This is a genomic window from Sulfurimonas sp. (assembly GCF_026991475.1).
Taxonomy (GTDB): Bacteria; Campylobacterota; Campylobacteria; order Campylobacterales; family Sulfurimonadaceae; genus Sulfurimonas.
In genome coordinates this window covers 119,171-134,959 of sequence record NZ_JALXBK010000047.1, presented here as the reverse complement: position 1 = coordinate 134,959, position 15,789 = coordinate 119,171, and the positions used below count along the sequence as shown (strand labels likewise).

Sequence of the window (15,789 nt, the reverse complement as noted above, 5' to 3'; positions counted from 1 at the left end):
TGTTAGTTAAACGCTCTGTTTAAAGCACAAAAGAGTGCTTTAATTGAAGCAACTGTAATGTCATTATCTGCTCCAACACCAAAACATGAAAGTACTTTTTCACTCTGTATTTCTATGTATGCAACTGCTTTTGCGCTGCTTTTATTGCCACATGAGTGTTCTGAATAGGATTTTACACTAAAGTTGTTTTCATACTCTTTCATAAGAGCATCTTTGCATGCATCTATTGGACCGTTGCCTTCGCCTTGCGAAGTTATCTCTTTGCCATTATGAAGATAACTTAAAGTGCATTTTGAGTTACCATTATCAGAAGTTAAAGAGACATCTTTAAAAGTTATATGCTCTTTGATGTTAAAGTAGTTGTCTTTAAATACTTTTAAAATCTCTTCACTCTCTAAAACTCTTCCCTCTGCATCGCTAAGTGCTTGCACTGCACGACCAATCTCTGGATGCATTGCTTTTGGAAGATGGTAACCATAGTTTTTTTCTAAAATGTACGCTACACCACCTTTACCTGATTGTGAGTTAATACGGATAATGGACTCATAAGTACGTCCAACATCGGCAGGGTCTATTGGTAAATATGGCACTTCCCAAAATGGCTCCTCTTTTGCTTGTTGGTAGGCTAAACCTTTGTTAATTGCATCTTGATGTGAACCAGAAAATGCAGTGTAAACAAGCTCACCCACATAAGGATGGCGAGGATGCGTTGGAAGTTCAGTTACTTTTTCTACAACTGCTACAACTTCATTTACATCTGAAAAATCAAGCCCTGTATCTATACCTTGACTTGTCATATTAAGTGCTAATGTGATGATGTCTACATTTCCTGTACGCTCACCATTACTAAGAAGTGTTCCCTCCACTCTGTCGGCACCTGCTAAAATAGCAAGCTCTGTTGCTGCTATTGATGTACCTCTATCATTATGTGTATGCGTTGAGATGATGACATTTTCTCTATTGTCTAAATTTCTACACATCCACTCTATCTGATCGGCATAAATATTTGGCGTTGCCATCTCTACTGTTGCAGGTAGATTGATGATTACTTTTCTATTGTCCGATATGCCCCAGCGTGCTGTGACTGCGTTTGAAATAGTAGCTGCAAACTCTAACTCTGTTCCTGTAAAGCTTTCAGGAGAGTACTCTAAGTAAATCTCTCCATTATGATTTGCTTCATATTTTTTTACCAAATCAACACCTTCAAGGGCAAGCGCAATAATCTCCTCTTGAGATTTTGAAAAGACGATTTTTCTCTGAGCAACACTTGTAGAGTTATAAAGATGTACAGTTGCTTTTTTGACCCCACGTAAAGCATCAAAAGTTTTTGCTATTAAATGTTCACGAGCCTGAACAAGCACTTGTACTGTTACATCATCAGGAATAAGATTGTCATCCACAAGACGGCGTAAAAAATCATATTCTATTTTAGAGGCAGATGGAAAACCAACTTCTATTTCTTTAAATCCGAGTTTGAGTAAGAGTCTGAAAAGTTCAAGTTTTTTTTGCATATCCATTGGGTTAATAAGTGCTTGATTGCCATCACGTAAATCTACACTACACCAGCGGGGTGCTTTTGTAATAGTATTATCAGGCCATTGTCTATTTGGCAAATCTATTTTTGGATAAGGTCTATATTTACCTTGTGGTATATGATTCATCATTTTGAATCCTTTTGCTTGAAATTTTAATAACAGACTCTTACATTCGTTATTAATTTGCGAATTATATCAAATTTTGTATTATAAAAAAGTTTGGTAGTTGAGATTGAAATATTTTGAAGATAAAATGTAAGATTTATTCCCACAAAAGTGGGAAAAAGTGAAGGCTAATAGCCTAGCACTGGTAAGTAGTTTTAAACTCGTAAGCAGTTGGACGACCTTCATCAGGAATAACATCACGATCAAATCTATAGTCTAAATATGTCTTAATAAACTCTTCAGAAAATACAGGCTCTAAGAATTTGTAATCTTGTGCAAGACCTTCTAATGCTTCACGAAGTGTATGTGGCATTTGAGGAATTCCTCTTTCTGCAATTTCTGCTTGAGAAAGCTCAAAAAGATCTTCATCAAGTGGACCCACAGGAACATCTTTGTTAGAAATACCATCAAGACCAGCCATCATCATAGCAGCAAATGCAAGATAAGGACAAGCAGTGCTATCTGGGAATCTCATCTCAATACGAGTAGCTTTTTCACCAGCTCCATAAGGAACACGACAAGCAGCTGAACGGTTTTTAGCAGAGTAAGTTAAGATACTTGGCGCTTCAAAACCTGGAAGAAGTCTTTTGTATGAGTTTGTTGTTGGATTAGTAAAAGATGCAACAGCAGCAGAGTGTTTAAAGATACCTGCAGCATAGTTAACAGCTAATTCTGAAAGGTTACCATAGTTTCCTTCTTTGTAGAAAAGGTTTTTACCATCTTTCCAGAGTGATTGATGTACGTGCATACCGTTACCATTGTCACCATAAAGTGGTTTTGGCATAAATGTACATGTTTTACCATTTAAGTGTGCAATCATTTTACAAACATATTTGTATTTTTGAACATTATCACCAGCTTCAATGATGTCACCAAAAACGATTCCAATCTCACCTTGACCTTGAGCAACTTCGTGGTGACCAAGAATAACTTCAAGACCAACTTGCTCTAAAACTTGCATCATTTCGGCACGCATATCTACCATAGAATCTGTTGGTGCAACTGGGAAGTAACCACCTTTAGTTCCTGGTCTGTGACCTGTATTGTACATACCTTCGTAGTCTGTGTTTGAGTTCCATTCACCCTCTTCAGTATCTACTTTAAAGCCCATTTCATTCATATTGTCAACAAATTTTACATCATCAAAAATGAAAAATTCATTTTCAGGTCCAAAGTATGCAGCATCTGCAATACCATGATCAGTTGCATATTGAAGTGCTTTTTTAGCTATTGAACGAGGACATCTTTCATAAAGTTCATTTTTGTAAATGTCATATACATCACAAAATAGAATTACAGTTGGATCAGCAGTAAAAGGATCTAAAAATGCAGTTGTAGCATCTGCTTTTAAAAGCATATCAGATTCATTAATTGGTTGCCAGTTTTCGATTGAAGAACCGTCAAATGGGAAACCATTTTCTAAATTTTCTGCATTTACCGCACTATAACGGTAACTAAGATGGTGCCAAGCACCTTTAATATCACTAAATCTTAAATCTACAAATTGAACATCATTTTCATTACAAAATGTAAAGAACTCTTCTATATTATTAACGAATTTTCCCATTAATTTTCTCCTGATTTTTATCTTTTTGTAGTATATCTCAATAATTTGTAATCTTTGATGTAATTTTGATTAAAAAAGAGACAGAAAGTAAATGTGTTTCAAATCATTACAAATGAGTGAGTTGTTCTTTAAAACACAATAGAAAATGTTGAACCTTTATTCACTTTGGAACTTATTTTAAGTGTGAAGTGATGTAGGGCAATGATTTTATTGACTAAAAAGAGTCCAAGCCCTAGTGAGTTATTCCAAGAATTTTGATGTACCCTGTAAAATTTTTGTGTAATGTTGTCCAAATCTTTTTCGTTAATACCTATTCCCGTGTCAATAACTTCAAGAGTTTTTTGAGAAATTTTGACTATCACTTCATCTTCTGAATATTTAAGGGCATTTTCTATTAGGTTACTGATTACAACTCCAAAGAGTGTTTTATCCACATCTATAAAAACGCTTTTATCACCTTGTATGATGATATGTTTGCGTGGATATGTTAGCTGCAGTGTTTGAACGGTTTCATACGCTAATTCATAGAGATTTGTTTTATGTGTTTGTATGGATTGTGTATCTCCGTCAAGCTTCATAGAGAGTCTGAGTGTATCAATGAGTTCACTAAGTTTTGTTCCATTGTTGTAAATTTTTGTTAGAAACTTTTTTCGTATATTAGCATTGATATTTTGATCTTCAAGCAGTGTTTGTGAGTAGCCATTTACAACGGCAATAGGATTTTTGAACTCATGCGAGATGGCAGAAATAATGTCATCTTTTTGCTTGTTGGAATTTTGTAGTTTACGAGTATATTTCTCTTGTTGTTTATCTTTTTTTGCCAAAATTTTTGAGACTTTTGTAAGAAGGCTTGTGATGAGTGCAAACTCTTGAGAGTAATTTGAAGAGATATGTCTTGGTTTGTCTTTTTTTGTCAATGCTTTTAAAAACTTAACAATTTTATCTGTTTCATACTGGATTTGTGAATTTATTTTATAACTTATAATAAATAAGACAATAAAAAAGAGAATTAAAACAGCAGAGATTTTAATACCGAGATTAAGAAATTCATGATAAATTCCTTTAAGCTCTTTTGCTAGTCTAATATAAAGAATTTTATTTTTTATTTTTATTTTTTTTGCTACATAGAGCATATCTTTGTTTAGAGTATGTGAGTGACGGATTATAATGCCAAAATCTTTCTTATCTGCTTGCATAATCTCTAGTCTATATCTATGGTTATCCATAGTTGTTTTGTCCTTGTAAGCTTCTGCAAGGACAAGTCCATTTTTACTTATGATTGTTAAACGCAGCTGTAGATTTTTTTTGATTTTTTTTGCAAGTGCATCTAAATCACTTTTGGAATTAATGGTATAAGAGATAAGGTCAAGGTCTTGTATAAGCGACTGTTTGGATGATTCTATGTAGTATTCATAAGTCCAGTAGTGAACGATTGCTCCTACAAGTAAAAAGAGAGATGCAAAAAGTATTAAGAATTTTCGTAAGATTATTTGGTGAAATTTTAACACTTTTTGCCTTTATATTTTTAGTTGTGTATTGTTCCGCCGAGTTTAATGTAAACAAGTAGATTTGCAACACTAATTGCGCGACCTGCAATCTTTTCACTCTTTCTTAAAGCTTTAAGCATTTTATGAAACTTTTCAAAACTTTGTGCGGAATTTTCTGCTTCTGAAACGAGATTTCTCTCTATCATTTCATATAAATCATCAGCTTTATTCTCTTCAATAAGCACCTCTTCATACATCTCTTGCAATTCATCTGTATCATCAATGTTAATCATCATAATACTCGTTTTAATAGCTTTTACTGTTGAAGCTTGCATAGGCAGAGTGTATTCGTTGATTGTTTTGATTTCAAGGTCATTACAAACAGCAGTAAACCCACGTATGAAACTTCTTGTATTTGAACATGCTCGTGCCACTTCATTTGTAATTTTAAAGTAGGCAACAACCCGTCTAAGATCTTTTGCTTCTGGAGTATAGAGTGCAAGAATCTTGATGATGGCATTGTCTATTTCATCTGTTCTTGAAGTAATATTTTTAATGGAGTTTCTTGCTTCATTAAAAAGCTCTTGATTACAATCTTTCAAAGCTTCAAGTATAAGCTCATTTGCCTTTACTAAATCTTCTCCTATAGATGTGATTTTACTTTTTACTTCATCTAGGTTTGTTTTAAATGTTGGTAGCATATATATTCCCTTTTATCTTATTTTATCTATTTTTAACCAAAACGGCCAGTAATATAATCTTCTGTTCGTTTCTCTTTTGGATTTAAGAAGATATTTTCTGTCTTATCATACTCAACTAAATCACCTAAATACATAAACGCAGTGTAGTCACTTATTCTTGAAGCCTGCTGCATATTATGCGTAACAATAGCAATACTTATATCGTTTCTAAGTTCAACGATGAGTTCTTCAATGGCCGCAGTTGAGATAGGATCAAGTGCTGAAGTTGGCTCATCAAAGAGTAGAACTTCAGGTTTCACTGCAACTGCACGGGCAATACAAAGGCGCTGTTGCTGTCCACCTGAGAGTCCCATAGCTGATTTTCCTAGTCTATCACTCACTTCACTCCAAAGAGCAGAACCTTTAAGGGCTGCTTCTACACGGTCAGAGAGTTCACTTTTGTTTTTAATACCATCGATTTTTAATCCATAAGCAACATTATCAAATATGCTCATAGGAAATGGTGTAGGTTTTTGAAAAATCATTCCCACCTGTTGGCGTAGTTTTATAAACTCATTCTCTTTTTTAATATCTAAAATATTTTTATACTTTCCACTCTCAAAATCAAGAAGATCTATTTTTCCCTCATATTTATTTCCAGGGTAGAGGTCATGGATTCTGTTCATTGAACGCAGAAGGGTTGATTTACCACAACCACTAGGACCTATAAGTGCAGTTATCTTGTTTTTCTTAATAGGCAGTGTAATATTTTTTAGTGAAGGGTCACTCACCCCTGGATATGTAAAAGAGAATTTTTTAATATTCATAACTGGCATAGTAATTCTTTCCTTATTTTTTATTTCTTGTGATAAATTTACCCGTAAGGTTGATAACAAGCACCATAACTGTAAGTATGAACGATGCTGCCCAAGCCAAATCTCTACTACTTGTCTGCACGTCACTTGCAAGATCATAAATACTTACACTAAGAGATGGAAATGCATGTGTTAAATCAAGTGTGAAGTAGTTACTTGTTTGTGAGGTAAAAAGAAGCGGTGCAGTCTCTCCTACAATTCTTGCAAACGCAAGTAAGATTCCTGTCATAATTCCTACTTTTGCAGATTTTATAACAATATCAAAGATAACTTTGTATTTGCTAGCACCAAGTGCAATTCCCGCTTCTCGCAACTCTTTTGGAACAAGCGAAAGCATAGAGTCTGTTGTGCTAATAACGATAGGAATCATCATAATTGCAAGAGCAATAGAACCTGCAAAACCACTGGTATGTCCTGTTGGAACAACAATGATGGCATAAACAAATGCACCGATGACGATAGAAGGCGCACTCATCATAATATCACTTAGATTTCTAATAAGATTTGCATAGCGCCCTTGTCCATACTCTCTAATGTAAATACCAGCGACCATTCCAAGAGGAATACCAATAACACTCGCCATCCCTGCCAAGATAAACTGTCCTATGATGAGGTTACGAAGACCATTATCTATAAGGTCATTTACAAAAAGTGAAAAGTGAAAAGAGCTTAGACCTTTTACAAAAAGCGTTACTAAAATCCACGCTAAAAATGCAAGACCTATAAGAGCAGAGATTGTAGATAGTGTTAAAATGATTTTATTTATAAGCAATCTTCTCATTAGTTAGCCTTTCTTAGAAAATAGAATTTTGCAAAAGAGATAACTGCAAAACTCATAACAAAGAGGATAAGTGCAAGATAAAAAAGAGAACTCATACCAAGCCCGCTTGCCTCACCAAAGTTGTTTGCTAGTGCAACTGGAATCGAGATGGTCGGGTCTGTAATCTTATGTGGCAATTCAAAGATAGAACCAATAAGAAATGCAACTGCCATTGTCTCACCAAGCGCGCGTCCTAAAGAGAGGATGATAGAGCCAATAATTCCAACTTTTGAATATGGAAAAATTACATCTTTAATAACTTCAAACTTTGTAGCACCAAGAGCATAGGCAGACTCTTTTAAAATATCTGGTGTGGTGTTCATAGAGTCTCTTGTAATGGCTGCCATAAATGGAAGAATCATAACCCCTAAGACAAGTCCAGCTGTGAGTAGTGAGACTTGAAAACCTCCAAAGAGAGCGGCTACAATAGGGGCAAAATAGTAAAGCCCCCACATACCAAATATAATACTAGGAATGGCAGCAAGCAGCTCAATAGCACCACCGACAAAGGTTGCAATCTTTTTTGGAGCAATTTCAGCTAAAAAGATTGCAATACCCATAGCAATTGGCATAGCAAACGCAAGTGCGATAAGCGTTGAAAAAATAGTCCCTACAAGTGGCACTAAACCACCATAAATAGTCTTTGTAGGCGTGTCATCTTCATCTTGCATCATCATATCATCAGAATCATCACCAAAGTCATTTACATCAACTGTTTCATCATCTGTATTTGAGACAGCACTTTGTGTAACACTTTTATCTGTTTTGGCTTGAGGTGTTGTAATAGGAACCTCTTTATTCCATGCAGGGTCAACTATAAAGTTTAAACCAAACTCATTAATAGCAGGTCTAGCTGCATTAAAAAGTGTGATAAAAATCCCAAGCAGAATGATAAACACTAAAGTAGCACTAGAAAAGGCGAACTTTTGAAAGATTTTTTCCATGAAATAGACCTCATTAAATTGATAACGATATTATATAAAAATTTAATTACAAAGAGATTACATGGAGGTGCCCCCTCTACAAAAAAGGGAGAATAAGGAAGAAAATGAAATTGTGAAATTTTATTTTATAAAGGGGGCAGATGAGAGAAGAAGGGGGATTATTTAATCCCTTTTTCTTCCCAATATTTTTTAATTTTTGTTGTTAAAGTGTTTGGTAATGGAACATATCCAAGGCTTGAAGCTATATCTGCACCATTTTTATATGACCAGTCAAAGAATGCTGTTACTTTTTTATCCATTGCTTTATGTTCTTTTGGAAGTAAAATGAAAGTTCCCGCTACAATAGGGTAAGATTTTGCACCTGCAGGGTCTGCGATGATAGCATAGAAATCTTTTCTTGGATCAAAACTAGCTTTTGCAGCACTTTGTTGAAATGCTTTAAGAGTTGGCTTAACATAGTACCCCTCTCTATTTTCTACTGTTGCCATTGTGATGTTGTTAGATTTTGCATCAGCGTAATCCATATAACCCACAGAGTATGGAGTCTGTTTGATAAGCGCGCCAACACCTGGGTTTCCTTTTCCACCAACATGATGATCACCAGGCCAAGTTACAGATTTTTTTGCACCAAATGCTTTTCTCCACTCAAGGTTACTTTTTGCTAGGTAGTAAGTAAAGTTAAATGTAGTTCCACTTGCATCTGAACGGTGAACAAATGTTAATTTTTTGTGTGGTAAATGTGCGGCAGGGTTACTCATTGTAATGAGTTTGTTATCCCAGTATTTAATGTGACCTAGTGCGATTTCAGCGATTGCTGCACGGCTTAATTTGATGTCGTTATGATTTGGAATATTGTATGCCATTGTAATCGCACCAACAACTGCTGGGAATTGGTAAAGCTTATGTTTTTTCAGTGTTCTTGGAGTAAGAGGTTTATCACTTCCACCGAAGTTTGATTGTCTCGCTTCGATATGTTTAATACCAGCACCAGAACCTTCACTAATATAGTCAATTTTGATACCAGTATCTTTATTGTAAGCTTTAATCCATTGTTGATATACAGAATAAGGAAAAGAAGCACCGCTTCCTTTGATTACATCATTAGCCGAAAGAGCCCCAGCTAAAACTGAAGTTGCAAGAGCAAGTTTAAGTACTTTTGTCATTTATTACACCTTTTAAATTTAAGTTGTGAAAGTATAAGATACTTTGGTTACAAAGAGATTACAAATATATCTTCGTAGGACTATTTTTGTAAATTAAATTTTCTATTATATATAGAATACTCCTGCTGCGTTTAAAAGAGTCTATTTTGTTTCGTAATCTTTTCGTAACCAAACTGTAATAGACTTCGAGCATCAAAACAAACAAGGAAATTACAAAAATGAAAAAAATCGTTTTATCAGCTTTAGCTGCTTTAACTCTAGGTTCAGTTGCTGCAAACGCAGGTGCATTAAAATTATATCAAGATGCTAATGGGCAAGTATTTACTCAAGCTGCTGAAGGCAGAACATTGATTAAAACTCCTACTTCAGTTTTTTCTCATGCAGATAAATTGAAATTTGATGGACAAGCATTTATTGGGTATAAATATACTGATTATGCAAATTCTGCAACACAAGATACTCAAGATTTTGAAGTTCGTCGTGGATATTTTCAATTAAAAGCATATTTATTAGATGATCCTAAATCTTACTATCGTATTACAATGGATTTAACAAGAGAAAAAAGTACAACTGCAAATACAAATGGTAGTATGATTGTTCGTGCAAAATATGCTTACTTAAATTTACATGATGTTGTAACAGCAACAAGTTTAGAAATTGGTTTGGCACATCGTCCTTGGCATGATTATGAAGAGCATAACTCTTGGCTGTACAGAAGTACCTCTGAAATTTTGATTGAAAATGGAAATTCTGCACATATTTCAAGTTCAGCTGACTTTGGTGTAATGGCAAAAACAAGAACAAAATACTTTGATGCTGATTATGGTGTTTTTAATGGTGAAGGGTATCACTCTGCACAAACATCAAATGGTATGAGTTTAGAATGGAGATTTACAGGTCACCTACTTGGAACAAAAGGTCATCCTGACAAAAACACTTATCTTGATGCCTCATTCTTTGGTCAGTTAAATCAAAAACACTCTTTAAACAGTGTAACAAATAAATATGATGATTTAGATTTTTATGGTTTTCACACAGTGTATAATATGCCTGCATTCTTGATTTCTGGTCAATATGTTACATCTACAGATACATCAACTAATTCATCTGCTACAGGTGCAGTCTCTAAAGGTTCTGGTGATGGTTACTCTTTCAACGTTGAAGGTCGTATAGGTGAAGAACATCAATACAAAGCATTTGCAAGAGCAGATAAATGGACACCAGATGTAGTAAGTGGTGCAAAAAAATATGCTAAAAACACTTATATTGGTGGTATAGCTTGGAAACAAAACCGTAATGTTGAGTGGGTAGCAAATGTTACAGTAAATGACAATGAACATAAAGCGGGAACAGCAACTCCTAAAAGTACAGCATATATGCTAACAACTCAAATAGATTTCTAAAAATCTATTTATTATAAACAAATTTCAAATTTCATTTTCTCCTTATAGAGTGTGAAGCTTTTTAGCTTTGCCACTCTTCTTTCATCTTTTATTCTATTATTTCAGCAAATTAAAGTTATTATAACTCCTTATTCGAAATATGGGGGATTGAGTGATGTCTAAAGAGATGTTTGAAGAGTTAAAACAAGAGGTACGAGAGGCTGGGCTTTTAAATAGAGTTCCTATTCGAGGTAGTGTTGAGATGCTTGCTATCATTATAAGTATGGCATTTATCTATTATGCGTTGTTTCATTGGAATGCAATCAATATTGCCTATCCGTACAAAAGTATTCTTTTAGGTCTCTTTATGAGTCTGGTTTTTACACGCGCTGTTTTTGTTTCTCACGATATTCTTCATAGACAATATTTTAAAGACAAAGCACTCTCTTTTAAACTGAGTTATCCTTTTTCTGCAATCATTTTAAGTAACTCCTCTTCTTGGTGGGATTTTAAACATAATGTCAATCACCATACTTGGTGTAATATTATCGAAAAAGATGTAGATATAAATGCAATGGATGGTGCTTTTACACATAAAAAAGGTAATAAAGCTTGGCTGAAAAAAACAAAGTATTTGGTTTTTTGGGGTGCCATGTTTTTTATGTATCCTGCGTTTGTTGCACAGTCATATAATTTTGTAATTAAGCGTAAAAAATGGGGAGAGTTTTCTTTAATGCTGCTACATTGGCCACTTATTTGGGGACCTGTATTTTATTTTCTGCCTTTAAGTGAGGCTATTATTGTCGCATTGACGCTGAATTTTACACTCTCTCCATGGCTTGCGTTTGGGTTTATTACCAATCATTTAGGATGTGAAGTTTTTGATAATGAAGTAGGCAGTAAGCTCTCATGGATGGAGTTGCAGATGCGAGGTTCACGTTCTTTACGTGGTGGTATGATTGTACACTGGTTTTATGGAGGACTCAACACTCAAATAGAACATCATCTCTTTCCAAAAGCACCACGATTTAATCTTTTAAAAGTACAAAAGATTACAAAAGAGTTTGCAAAAAAATACAATATTGATTATTTTGAGACGGGAATTTTAGAGGCGTATGTGCAGATAAACAGTGAGTTGAAGAAGTACTAAACCCCTTCGACTCGTAAGACTTTTGTGTTTCCAACCATTAGTTCAATAGTCATAAAAAATCTCTTCCAAACAGACTCTTGTCTATACTCCAAATTATGCTTTTTACATATATCTTTTACTATTGGCTGCATATCTTGGTAGAATGAGTGCGGCATATTTGGAAAAAGATGATGCTCAACTTGGTAGTTTAAAAATCCATGTAAAAAGTCTATCATATCTGTACCAGTGTTGTAATTCACACTTCCCATAATTTGACGCAGATAGTACTCTCCTTGCGTTTTATGCGGTGTTGAAAATTGGTAAATATCTTCTGCTGAATGATTTGGAACAATGACCAAAAATGAGTGTAAATTCGCAAAAAGTTCACCAAGTACTAAAAAGCCAAACGCAGTACCAACTGCACCCCATCCAAATGGTAAAAATAGTAGTGGTAAAAAGATAAATTGAAAAACTCCATAAGGTAGAAGATACTGTGTCCAAAGTTCACGTCCTTTTTTAGTAAAAGGAGAGAAGTCATACTTTTGACTTCGTGGATCATTCATAGTTTTATTCTCTTTGTTTGCTAAAATTCTTTGTGTATTTGGAGCATAGTATGCGAGTTTCCACATACCTGCAAATAAATAAACAACTGCATACTTCATCCACATAGGAACTTTAGCTTTATGGAGCCATTCAAGATTTTTTTCAACATTATCAGGGTCGTCTAGTTCTCCTAAATGGTAGTGATGCATTATGTTATGCTCATATGCCCAAGCATCAGGTGTTATCCAGTCAAGCCAATCAATATATCTGCGATTTCCTGCTGCAAATCCAGCTTTAGTGTATCTGTGAGGAATATTTGGTACTTTATCATAAGCACCATGGAGTATTGGATGTGTTACATTTGACCAGCGTGCGACATTCCCAATCCCAATTAAAAATGCACCAAAAGTTCCAAAAAACCAAAAATCAAAAAGTGAAATACCTGAATTATAACTACTGAATATTGTGACTGCTGCAATAAGTATAAATCCTAAAATAGTTGCAAATCTCCCCCATTTCTCTAACTTCAAAAGATGTTCAAAATCTTTTTGTCCTACTTTAAGTGTTTTCTTAATATCATCTATATCTTTTTGCAGTTGTGCTTGGTCTATCTCTTTGTAGTTTGCGTATTGACTCACATGTTTTCCTAATATTTATTATTAAAGAGAATTATAATGAGTTTTTACTTAATAGTTAATACAATATAAATATCATTTTGGATAAAATAGCAATTATTATAATAACTGGAGAATTTTTATGGACGCAGCCAAATATATTTGGATGAATGGAAAATTTGTTGCATGGGAAGATGCTAAAGTACATGTACTAACACATACAATTCATTATGGAAATGGTGTTATTGAGGGAACTAAGGCATATAAAACAGATAGAGGATATGCGATTTTTCGTTTGAATGATCATACGAAACGCCTGAAAGAATCAGCTAAAATGACTATGATTAATATTCCTTATAGTGTAGAAGAGTTAAATCTTGCACAAATTGAGCTTGTTCGTAAAAATGAATTTACAGGTGACAATGTATATCTTCGTCCTTTTTCATTTTTAGGGTATGGTGTTATGGGACTTTACCATAAAGATGCACCTGTTGAGACTGCAGTAGCGGCATGGGAGTGGGGTGCTTACCTTGGTGAAGAGGGAATGCGTAAAGGAATTAGACTAAAAATTGTCTCTATGACAAGACCTGCAAATACTTCAAATATGGGCAAAGCAAAGGCTACGGCAAACTACTTAAACTCTCAAATGGCAAAATATGAAGCAATAGATGCTGGTTATGATGAAGCACTTCTGCTTGATGATCAAGGTTATGTTGCAGAAGCAAGTGGCGCTTCATTTTTTATGATAAAAGATGGTGAGATAATTACACCTCCAAGTGATAATGCTCTTGCATCAATTACACAAAAAATGGTTATTGAAATGGCTACAGATATGGGTTATAAAGTAACTCGTCGTAGGATTACAAGAGAAGAGGTTTATGTTGCAGATGAGGCATTCTTAACGGGAACTGCTGCTGAGATTACACCTATTGCTCTTGTTGATGCAAGAGAGATTGGTTGTGGCTCACGTGGTGAAATTACAGCAATTATTCAAAGTGAATACTTTGATATTGTTTTTGGTAGAAATAAAAAATATGAGCACTACTTAACATATGTTGATGCTGTGTAACTAGGAACTTAAATGAAAGAAGAGAATATACTTATGGCTTCAGATATGAACGATTACTTTAATAAAAAGAAGAGTGAGGGAGGCGGTTTTAATAAGCAGTCAAACTCTAGTGGTGGCAATGGTAACGGACCTAAAGGGCCGCAAATGCCAAATTTAGACTTTAATTTTGGTGGAGGCAAAGCTGCTGCTATATATGTAATCATTGGTATTATTCTTGTATTACTACTTGCTAAACCTTTTACTATTGTACAAGAGGGTGAGCGTGGGATTTTAAGTACAAATGGTAGGTATCAAGAGCAGGCACTTCTGCCAGGATTGCATTTTATTATTCCTGTGATTCAAAAAGTTTATAGAGTAGATACAAAAGTTCGTATAATCAACTATGCTTCACATATAGAGGTAAATTCAGGGCGAGAGTCAGGAATTGTTTCTAAACCTGCTGTTACTGTGCTTGATAAGCGTGGGCTTCCTGTTTCTATTGAATTAACAGTACAGTATAGATTAAATGCACAGTTTGCTGCACAGACGATTTCAAACTGGGGTTTTAGCTGGGAAGATAAAATTATAAATCCAGTTGTGCGTGATGTTGTTCGTAATGTTATTGGTCAGTATGATGCAGAATCTCTTCCTATGATCCGTGATAAGATTGCAGCAGAGATTGAAGCAGGTTTGAGAAAAAATATTGCAAGTCTAAAAAATACTCCTGTTATTTTACAATCAGTTCAACTTCGTGATATTATTTTACCTGCAAAAGTAAAAGACCAAATAGAAAGAGTTCAGATCGCAAAACAAGAGGTTCAAAAAGCAGAGCAAGATGTGCAACGAGCAAAACAAGAGGCACTTAAAAAAGCAGCACAAGCACAAGGTGTAGCTGATCAAGCAAGAATTGAGGCAAAAGGTAAGGCAGATGCCATTACTATAAATGCAGATGCACAGGCAAAAGCGAACTTACTTATTGCAAAATCATTAACAAGTAAACTTCTTGAGCTTAAACAGATGCAAGTTCAAGGTCAGTTTAATGATGCTCTTCGTGTGAATAAAGATGCTAAAATCTTCTTAACTCCTGGTGGTTCTACTCCAAATATTTGGGTAGATACAAAAGATATAAAACAAAGAACAACGGCTAAATAGAGATGCAAGAGATATTAAATAGAGTTGATTGGGATAAACAAGAGCTTCTTCCTGTGATTGTGCAGGAGAGTGGTTCGAATGAAGTTTTAATGATGGCATATATGGACAAAGAGGCCTTAGAACTTTCACTTACAACAAAAATTGCACACTACTTTTCAAGAAGTAAACAACGCATTTGGAAAAAGGGTGAGAGTAGTGGACATACACAAGAGATAAAATCTTTTTTTATTGATTGTGATAATGATACTCTACTTATTAAAGTAAAACAAAATGGTGTAGCGTGTCATACTGGGCGTAAATCATGTTTCTTTACAGAGCTTGAAAGTGGTGACATCACTACTAAAGTTGAGGTAGATACACAAGAGGCCTATGGGGTTATAGACACGCTTTATCATACGATTCAAGAGCGTAAAAATGCAGATCCAAAAACTTCATGGACTGCAAAACTTTTAAGTAAAGGTGAAAACACTATACTTAAAAAAGTTGTAGAAGAGGCTGGTGAGTACTGTTTTGCACATAAAGATAATGATGAGCATGAAATGGTCTATGAAGCTGCAGATTTGACCTATCATATGCTTGTCGCACTTGCTTCAAAAAATATTTCACCAGATAGAATTAAGCAAGAGCTTGCTCGTAGATTTGATATGAGTGGCATTGCTGAGAAGAACTCAAGAGAAGATTAGAG

Annotated in this window: 14 protein-coding genes; 5 read left to right on the top strand and 9 right to left on the bottom strand. The window is 34.8% G+C overall.

The genetic code is table 11. The features are described 5' to 3' along the window. Positions 1 to 2 precede the first annotated feature (2 nt). The 8 genes from leuA to pstS form a co-directional block, all read right to left on the bottom strand. A complete protein-coding gene (leuA, locus tag MV589_RS03985; RefSeq protein ID WP_521966166.1) occupies positions 3 to 1,661 on the bottom strand; it encodes a 2-isopropylmalate synthase in 1,659 nt (552 codons plus the stop codon). A 175-nt stretch (positions 1,662 to 1,836) separates the two neighbouring features. Next, positions 1,837 to 3,267 carry a type I glutamate--ammonia ligase gene (gene glnA, locus MV589_RS03980; RefSeq protein WP_297432265.1) on the bottom strand — a complete coding sequence of 477 codons (1,431 nt, stop codon included), beginning with the start codon at positions 3,265 to 3,267 and terminating at the stop codon, positions 1,837 to 1,839. A 128-nt stretch (positions 3,268 to 3,395) separates the two neighbouring features. Continuing rightward, the gene (locus tag MV589_RS03975) at positions 3,396 to 4,775 is read right to left on the bottom strand and encodes a HAMP domain-containing sensor histidine kinase (RefSeq protein ID WP_297432263.1); all 1,380 of its coding nucleotides are present in this window, start codon (positions 4,773 to 4,775) and stop codon (positions 3,396 to 3,398) included. A 17-nt stretch (positions 4,776 to 4,792) separates the two neighbouring features. Beyond that, positions 4,793 to 5,455 carry a phosphate signaling complex PhoU family protein gene (locus MV589_RS03970; RefSeq protein ID WP_297432261.1) on the bottom strand — a complete coding sequence of 221 codons (663 nt, stop codon included), beginning with the start codon at positions 5,453 to 5,455 and terminating at the stop codon, positions 4,793 to 4,795. A gap of 32 nt (positions 5,456 to 5,487) precedes the next feature. Beyond that, positions 5,488 to 6,270 (bottom strand): phosphate ABC transporter ATP-binding protein PstB, encoded by a 783-nt coding sequence (gene pstB, locus MV589_RS03965; RefSeq protein WP_297432259.1) that lies wholly within the window; start codon positions 6,268 to 6,270, stop codon positions 5,488 to 5,490. A gap of 13 nt (positions 6,271 to 6,283) precedes the next feature. Further along, positions 6,284 to 7,090: a phosphate ABC transporter permease PstA gene (gene pstA, locus MV589_RS03960; RefSeq protein ID WP_297432257.1), complete on the bottom strand. Its 807-nt coding sequence runs from the start codon at positions 7,088 to 7,090 to the stop codon at positions 6,284 to 6,286. Then, on the bottom strand, positions 7,090 to 8,073 hold the full coding sequence (gene pstC, locus MV589_RS03955) for a phosphate ABC transporter permease subunit PstC (RefSeq protein ID WP_297432255.1): 984 nt from the start codon (positions 8,071 to 8,073) through the stop codon (positions 7,090 to 7,092). Before pstC ends, pstA begins: the two co-directional genes overlap by 1 nt. A gap of 158 nt (positions 8,074 to 8,231) precedes the next feature. After that, complete coding sequence (gene pstS, locus MV589_RS03950) at positions 8,232 to 9,236, bottom strand: phosphate ABC transporter substrate-binding protein PstS (protein ID WP_297432253.1); 1,005 nt, start codon at positions 9,234 to 9,236, stop codon at positions 8,232 to 8,234. A gap of 218 nt (positions 9,237 to 9,454) precedes the next feature. Between pstS and MV589_RS03945 the strand changes: the two genes are divergently transcribed. Together MV589_RS03945 and MV589_RS03940 are read left to right on the top strand one after the other, a co-directional pair. After that, entirely contained in the window at positions 9,455 to 10,639 is a 1,185-nt protein-coding gene (locus tag MV589_RS03945) for a hypothetical protein (protein WP_297432251.1), read from the top strand. 154 nt (positions 10,640 to 10,793) lie between these two features. After that, positions 10,794 to 11,768 carry an acyl-CoA desaturase gene (locus MV589_RS03940; protein ID WP_297432249.1) on the top strand — a complete coding sequence of 325 codons (975 nt, stop codon included), beginning with the start codon at positions 10,794 to 10,796 and terminating at the stop codon, positions 11,766 to 11,768. Here MV589_RS03940 and MV589_RS03935 read toward each other — a convergent pair. Then, complete coding sequence (locus MV589_RS03935; protein WP_297432247.1) at positions 11,765 to 12,928, bottom strand: fatty acid desaturase family protein; 1,164 nt, start codon at positions 12,926 to 12,928, stop codon at positions 11,765 to 11,767. The genes MV589_RS03940 and MV589_RS03935 overlap by 4 nt on opposite strands. Before the next feature lie 118 nt (positions 12,929 to 13,046). Here MV589_RS03935 and MV589_RS03930 point away from each other — a divergent pair, with 118 nt between their 5' ends. The 3 genes from MV589_RS03930 to hisIE are packed head-to-tail and all read left to right on the top strand — an operon-like array spanning position 13,047 to position 15,787. Then, positions 13,047 to 13,973, top strand: coding sequence for a branched-chain amino acid transaminase (locus tag MV589_RS03930; protein WP_297432245.1), 927 nt, complete (start codon positions 13,047 to 13,049; stop codon positions 13,971 to 13,973). Between the two features lie 33 nt (positions 13,974 to 14,006). Then, positions 14,007 to 15,104 carry a prohibitin family protein gene (locus MV589_RS03925; RefSeq protein WP_297432326.1) on the top strand — a complete coding sequence of 366 codons (1,098 nt, stop codon included), beginning with the start codon at positions 14,007 to 14,009 and terminating at the stop codon, positions 15,102 to 15,104. A gap of 2 nt (positions 15,105 to 15,106) precedes the next feature. Continuing rightward, on the top strand, positions 15,107 to 15,787 hold the full coding sequence (gene hisIE / locus MV589_RS03920) for a bifunctional phosphoribosyl-AMP cyclohydrolase/phosphoribosyl-ATP diphosphatase HisIE (RefSeq protein ID WP_297432242.1): 681 nt from the start codon (positions 15,107 to 15,109) through the stop codon (positions 15,785 to 15,787). The last annotated feature ends 2 nt before the right edge of the window (positions 15,788 to 15,789 follow it).

Coding starts and splice junctions, on each gene's coding strand:
- leuA (WP_521966166.1), bottom strand. CDS start 1,661: ATGAATCATATACCACAAGGTAAATATAGACCTTATCCAAAAATAGAT.
- glnA (WP_297432265.1), bottom strand. CDS start 3,267: ATGGGAAAATTCGTTAATAATATAGAAGAGTTCTTTACATTTTGTAAT.
- MV589_RS03970 (WP_297432261.1), bottom strand. CDS start 5,455: ATGCTACCAACATTTAAAACAAACCTAGATGAAGTAAAAAGTAAAATC.
- pstB (WP_297432259.1), bottom strand. CDS start 6,270: ATGCCAGTTATGAATATTAAAAAATTCTCTTTTACATATCCAGGGGTG.
- pstA (WP_297432257.1), bottom strand. CDS start 7,090: ATGAGAAGATTGCTTATAAATAAAATCATTTTAACACTATCTACAATC.
- pstC (WP_297432255.1), bottom strand. CDS start 8,073: ATGGAAAAAATCTTTCAAAAGTTCGCCTTTTCTAGTGCTACTTTAGTG.
- pstS (WP_297432253.1), bottom strand. CDS start 9,236: ATGACAAAAGTACTTAAACTTGCTCTTGCAACTTCAGTTTTAGCTGGG.
- MV589_RS03945 (WP_297432251.1), top strand. CDS start 9,455: ATGAAAAAAATCGTTTTATCAGCTTTAGCTGCTTTAACTCTAGGTTCA.
- MV589_RS03940 (WP_297432249.1), top strand. CDS start 10,794: ATGTCTAAAGAGATGTTTGAAGAGTTAAAACAAGAGGTACGAGAGGCT.
- MV589_RS03930 (WP_297432245.1), top strand. CDS start 13,047: ATGGACGCAGCCAAATATATTTGGATGAATGGAAAATTTGTTGCATGG.
- MV589_RS03925 (WP_297432326.1), top strand. CDS start 14,007: ATGGCTTCAGATATGAACGATTACTTTAATAAAAAGAAGAGTGAGGGA.
- hisIE (WP_297432242.1), top strand. CDS start 15,107: ATGCAAGAGATATTAAATAGAGTTGATTGGGATAAACAAGAGCTTCTT.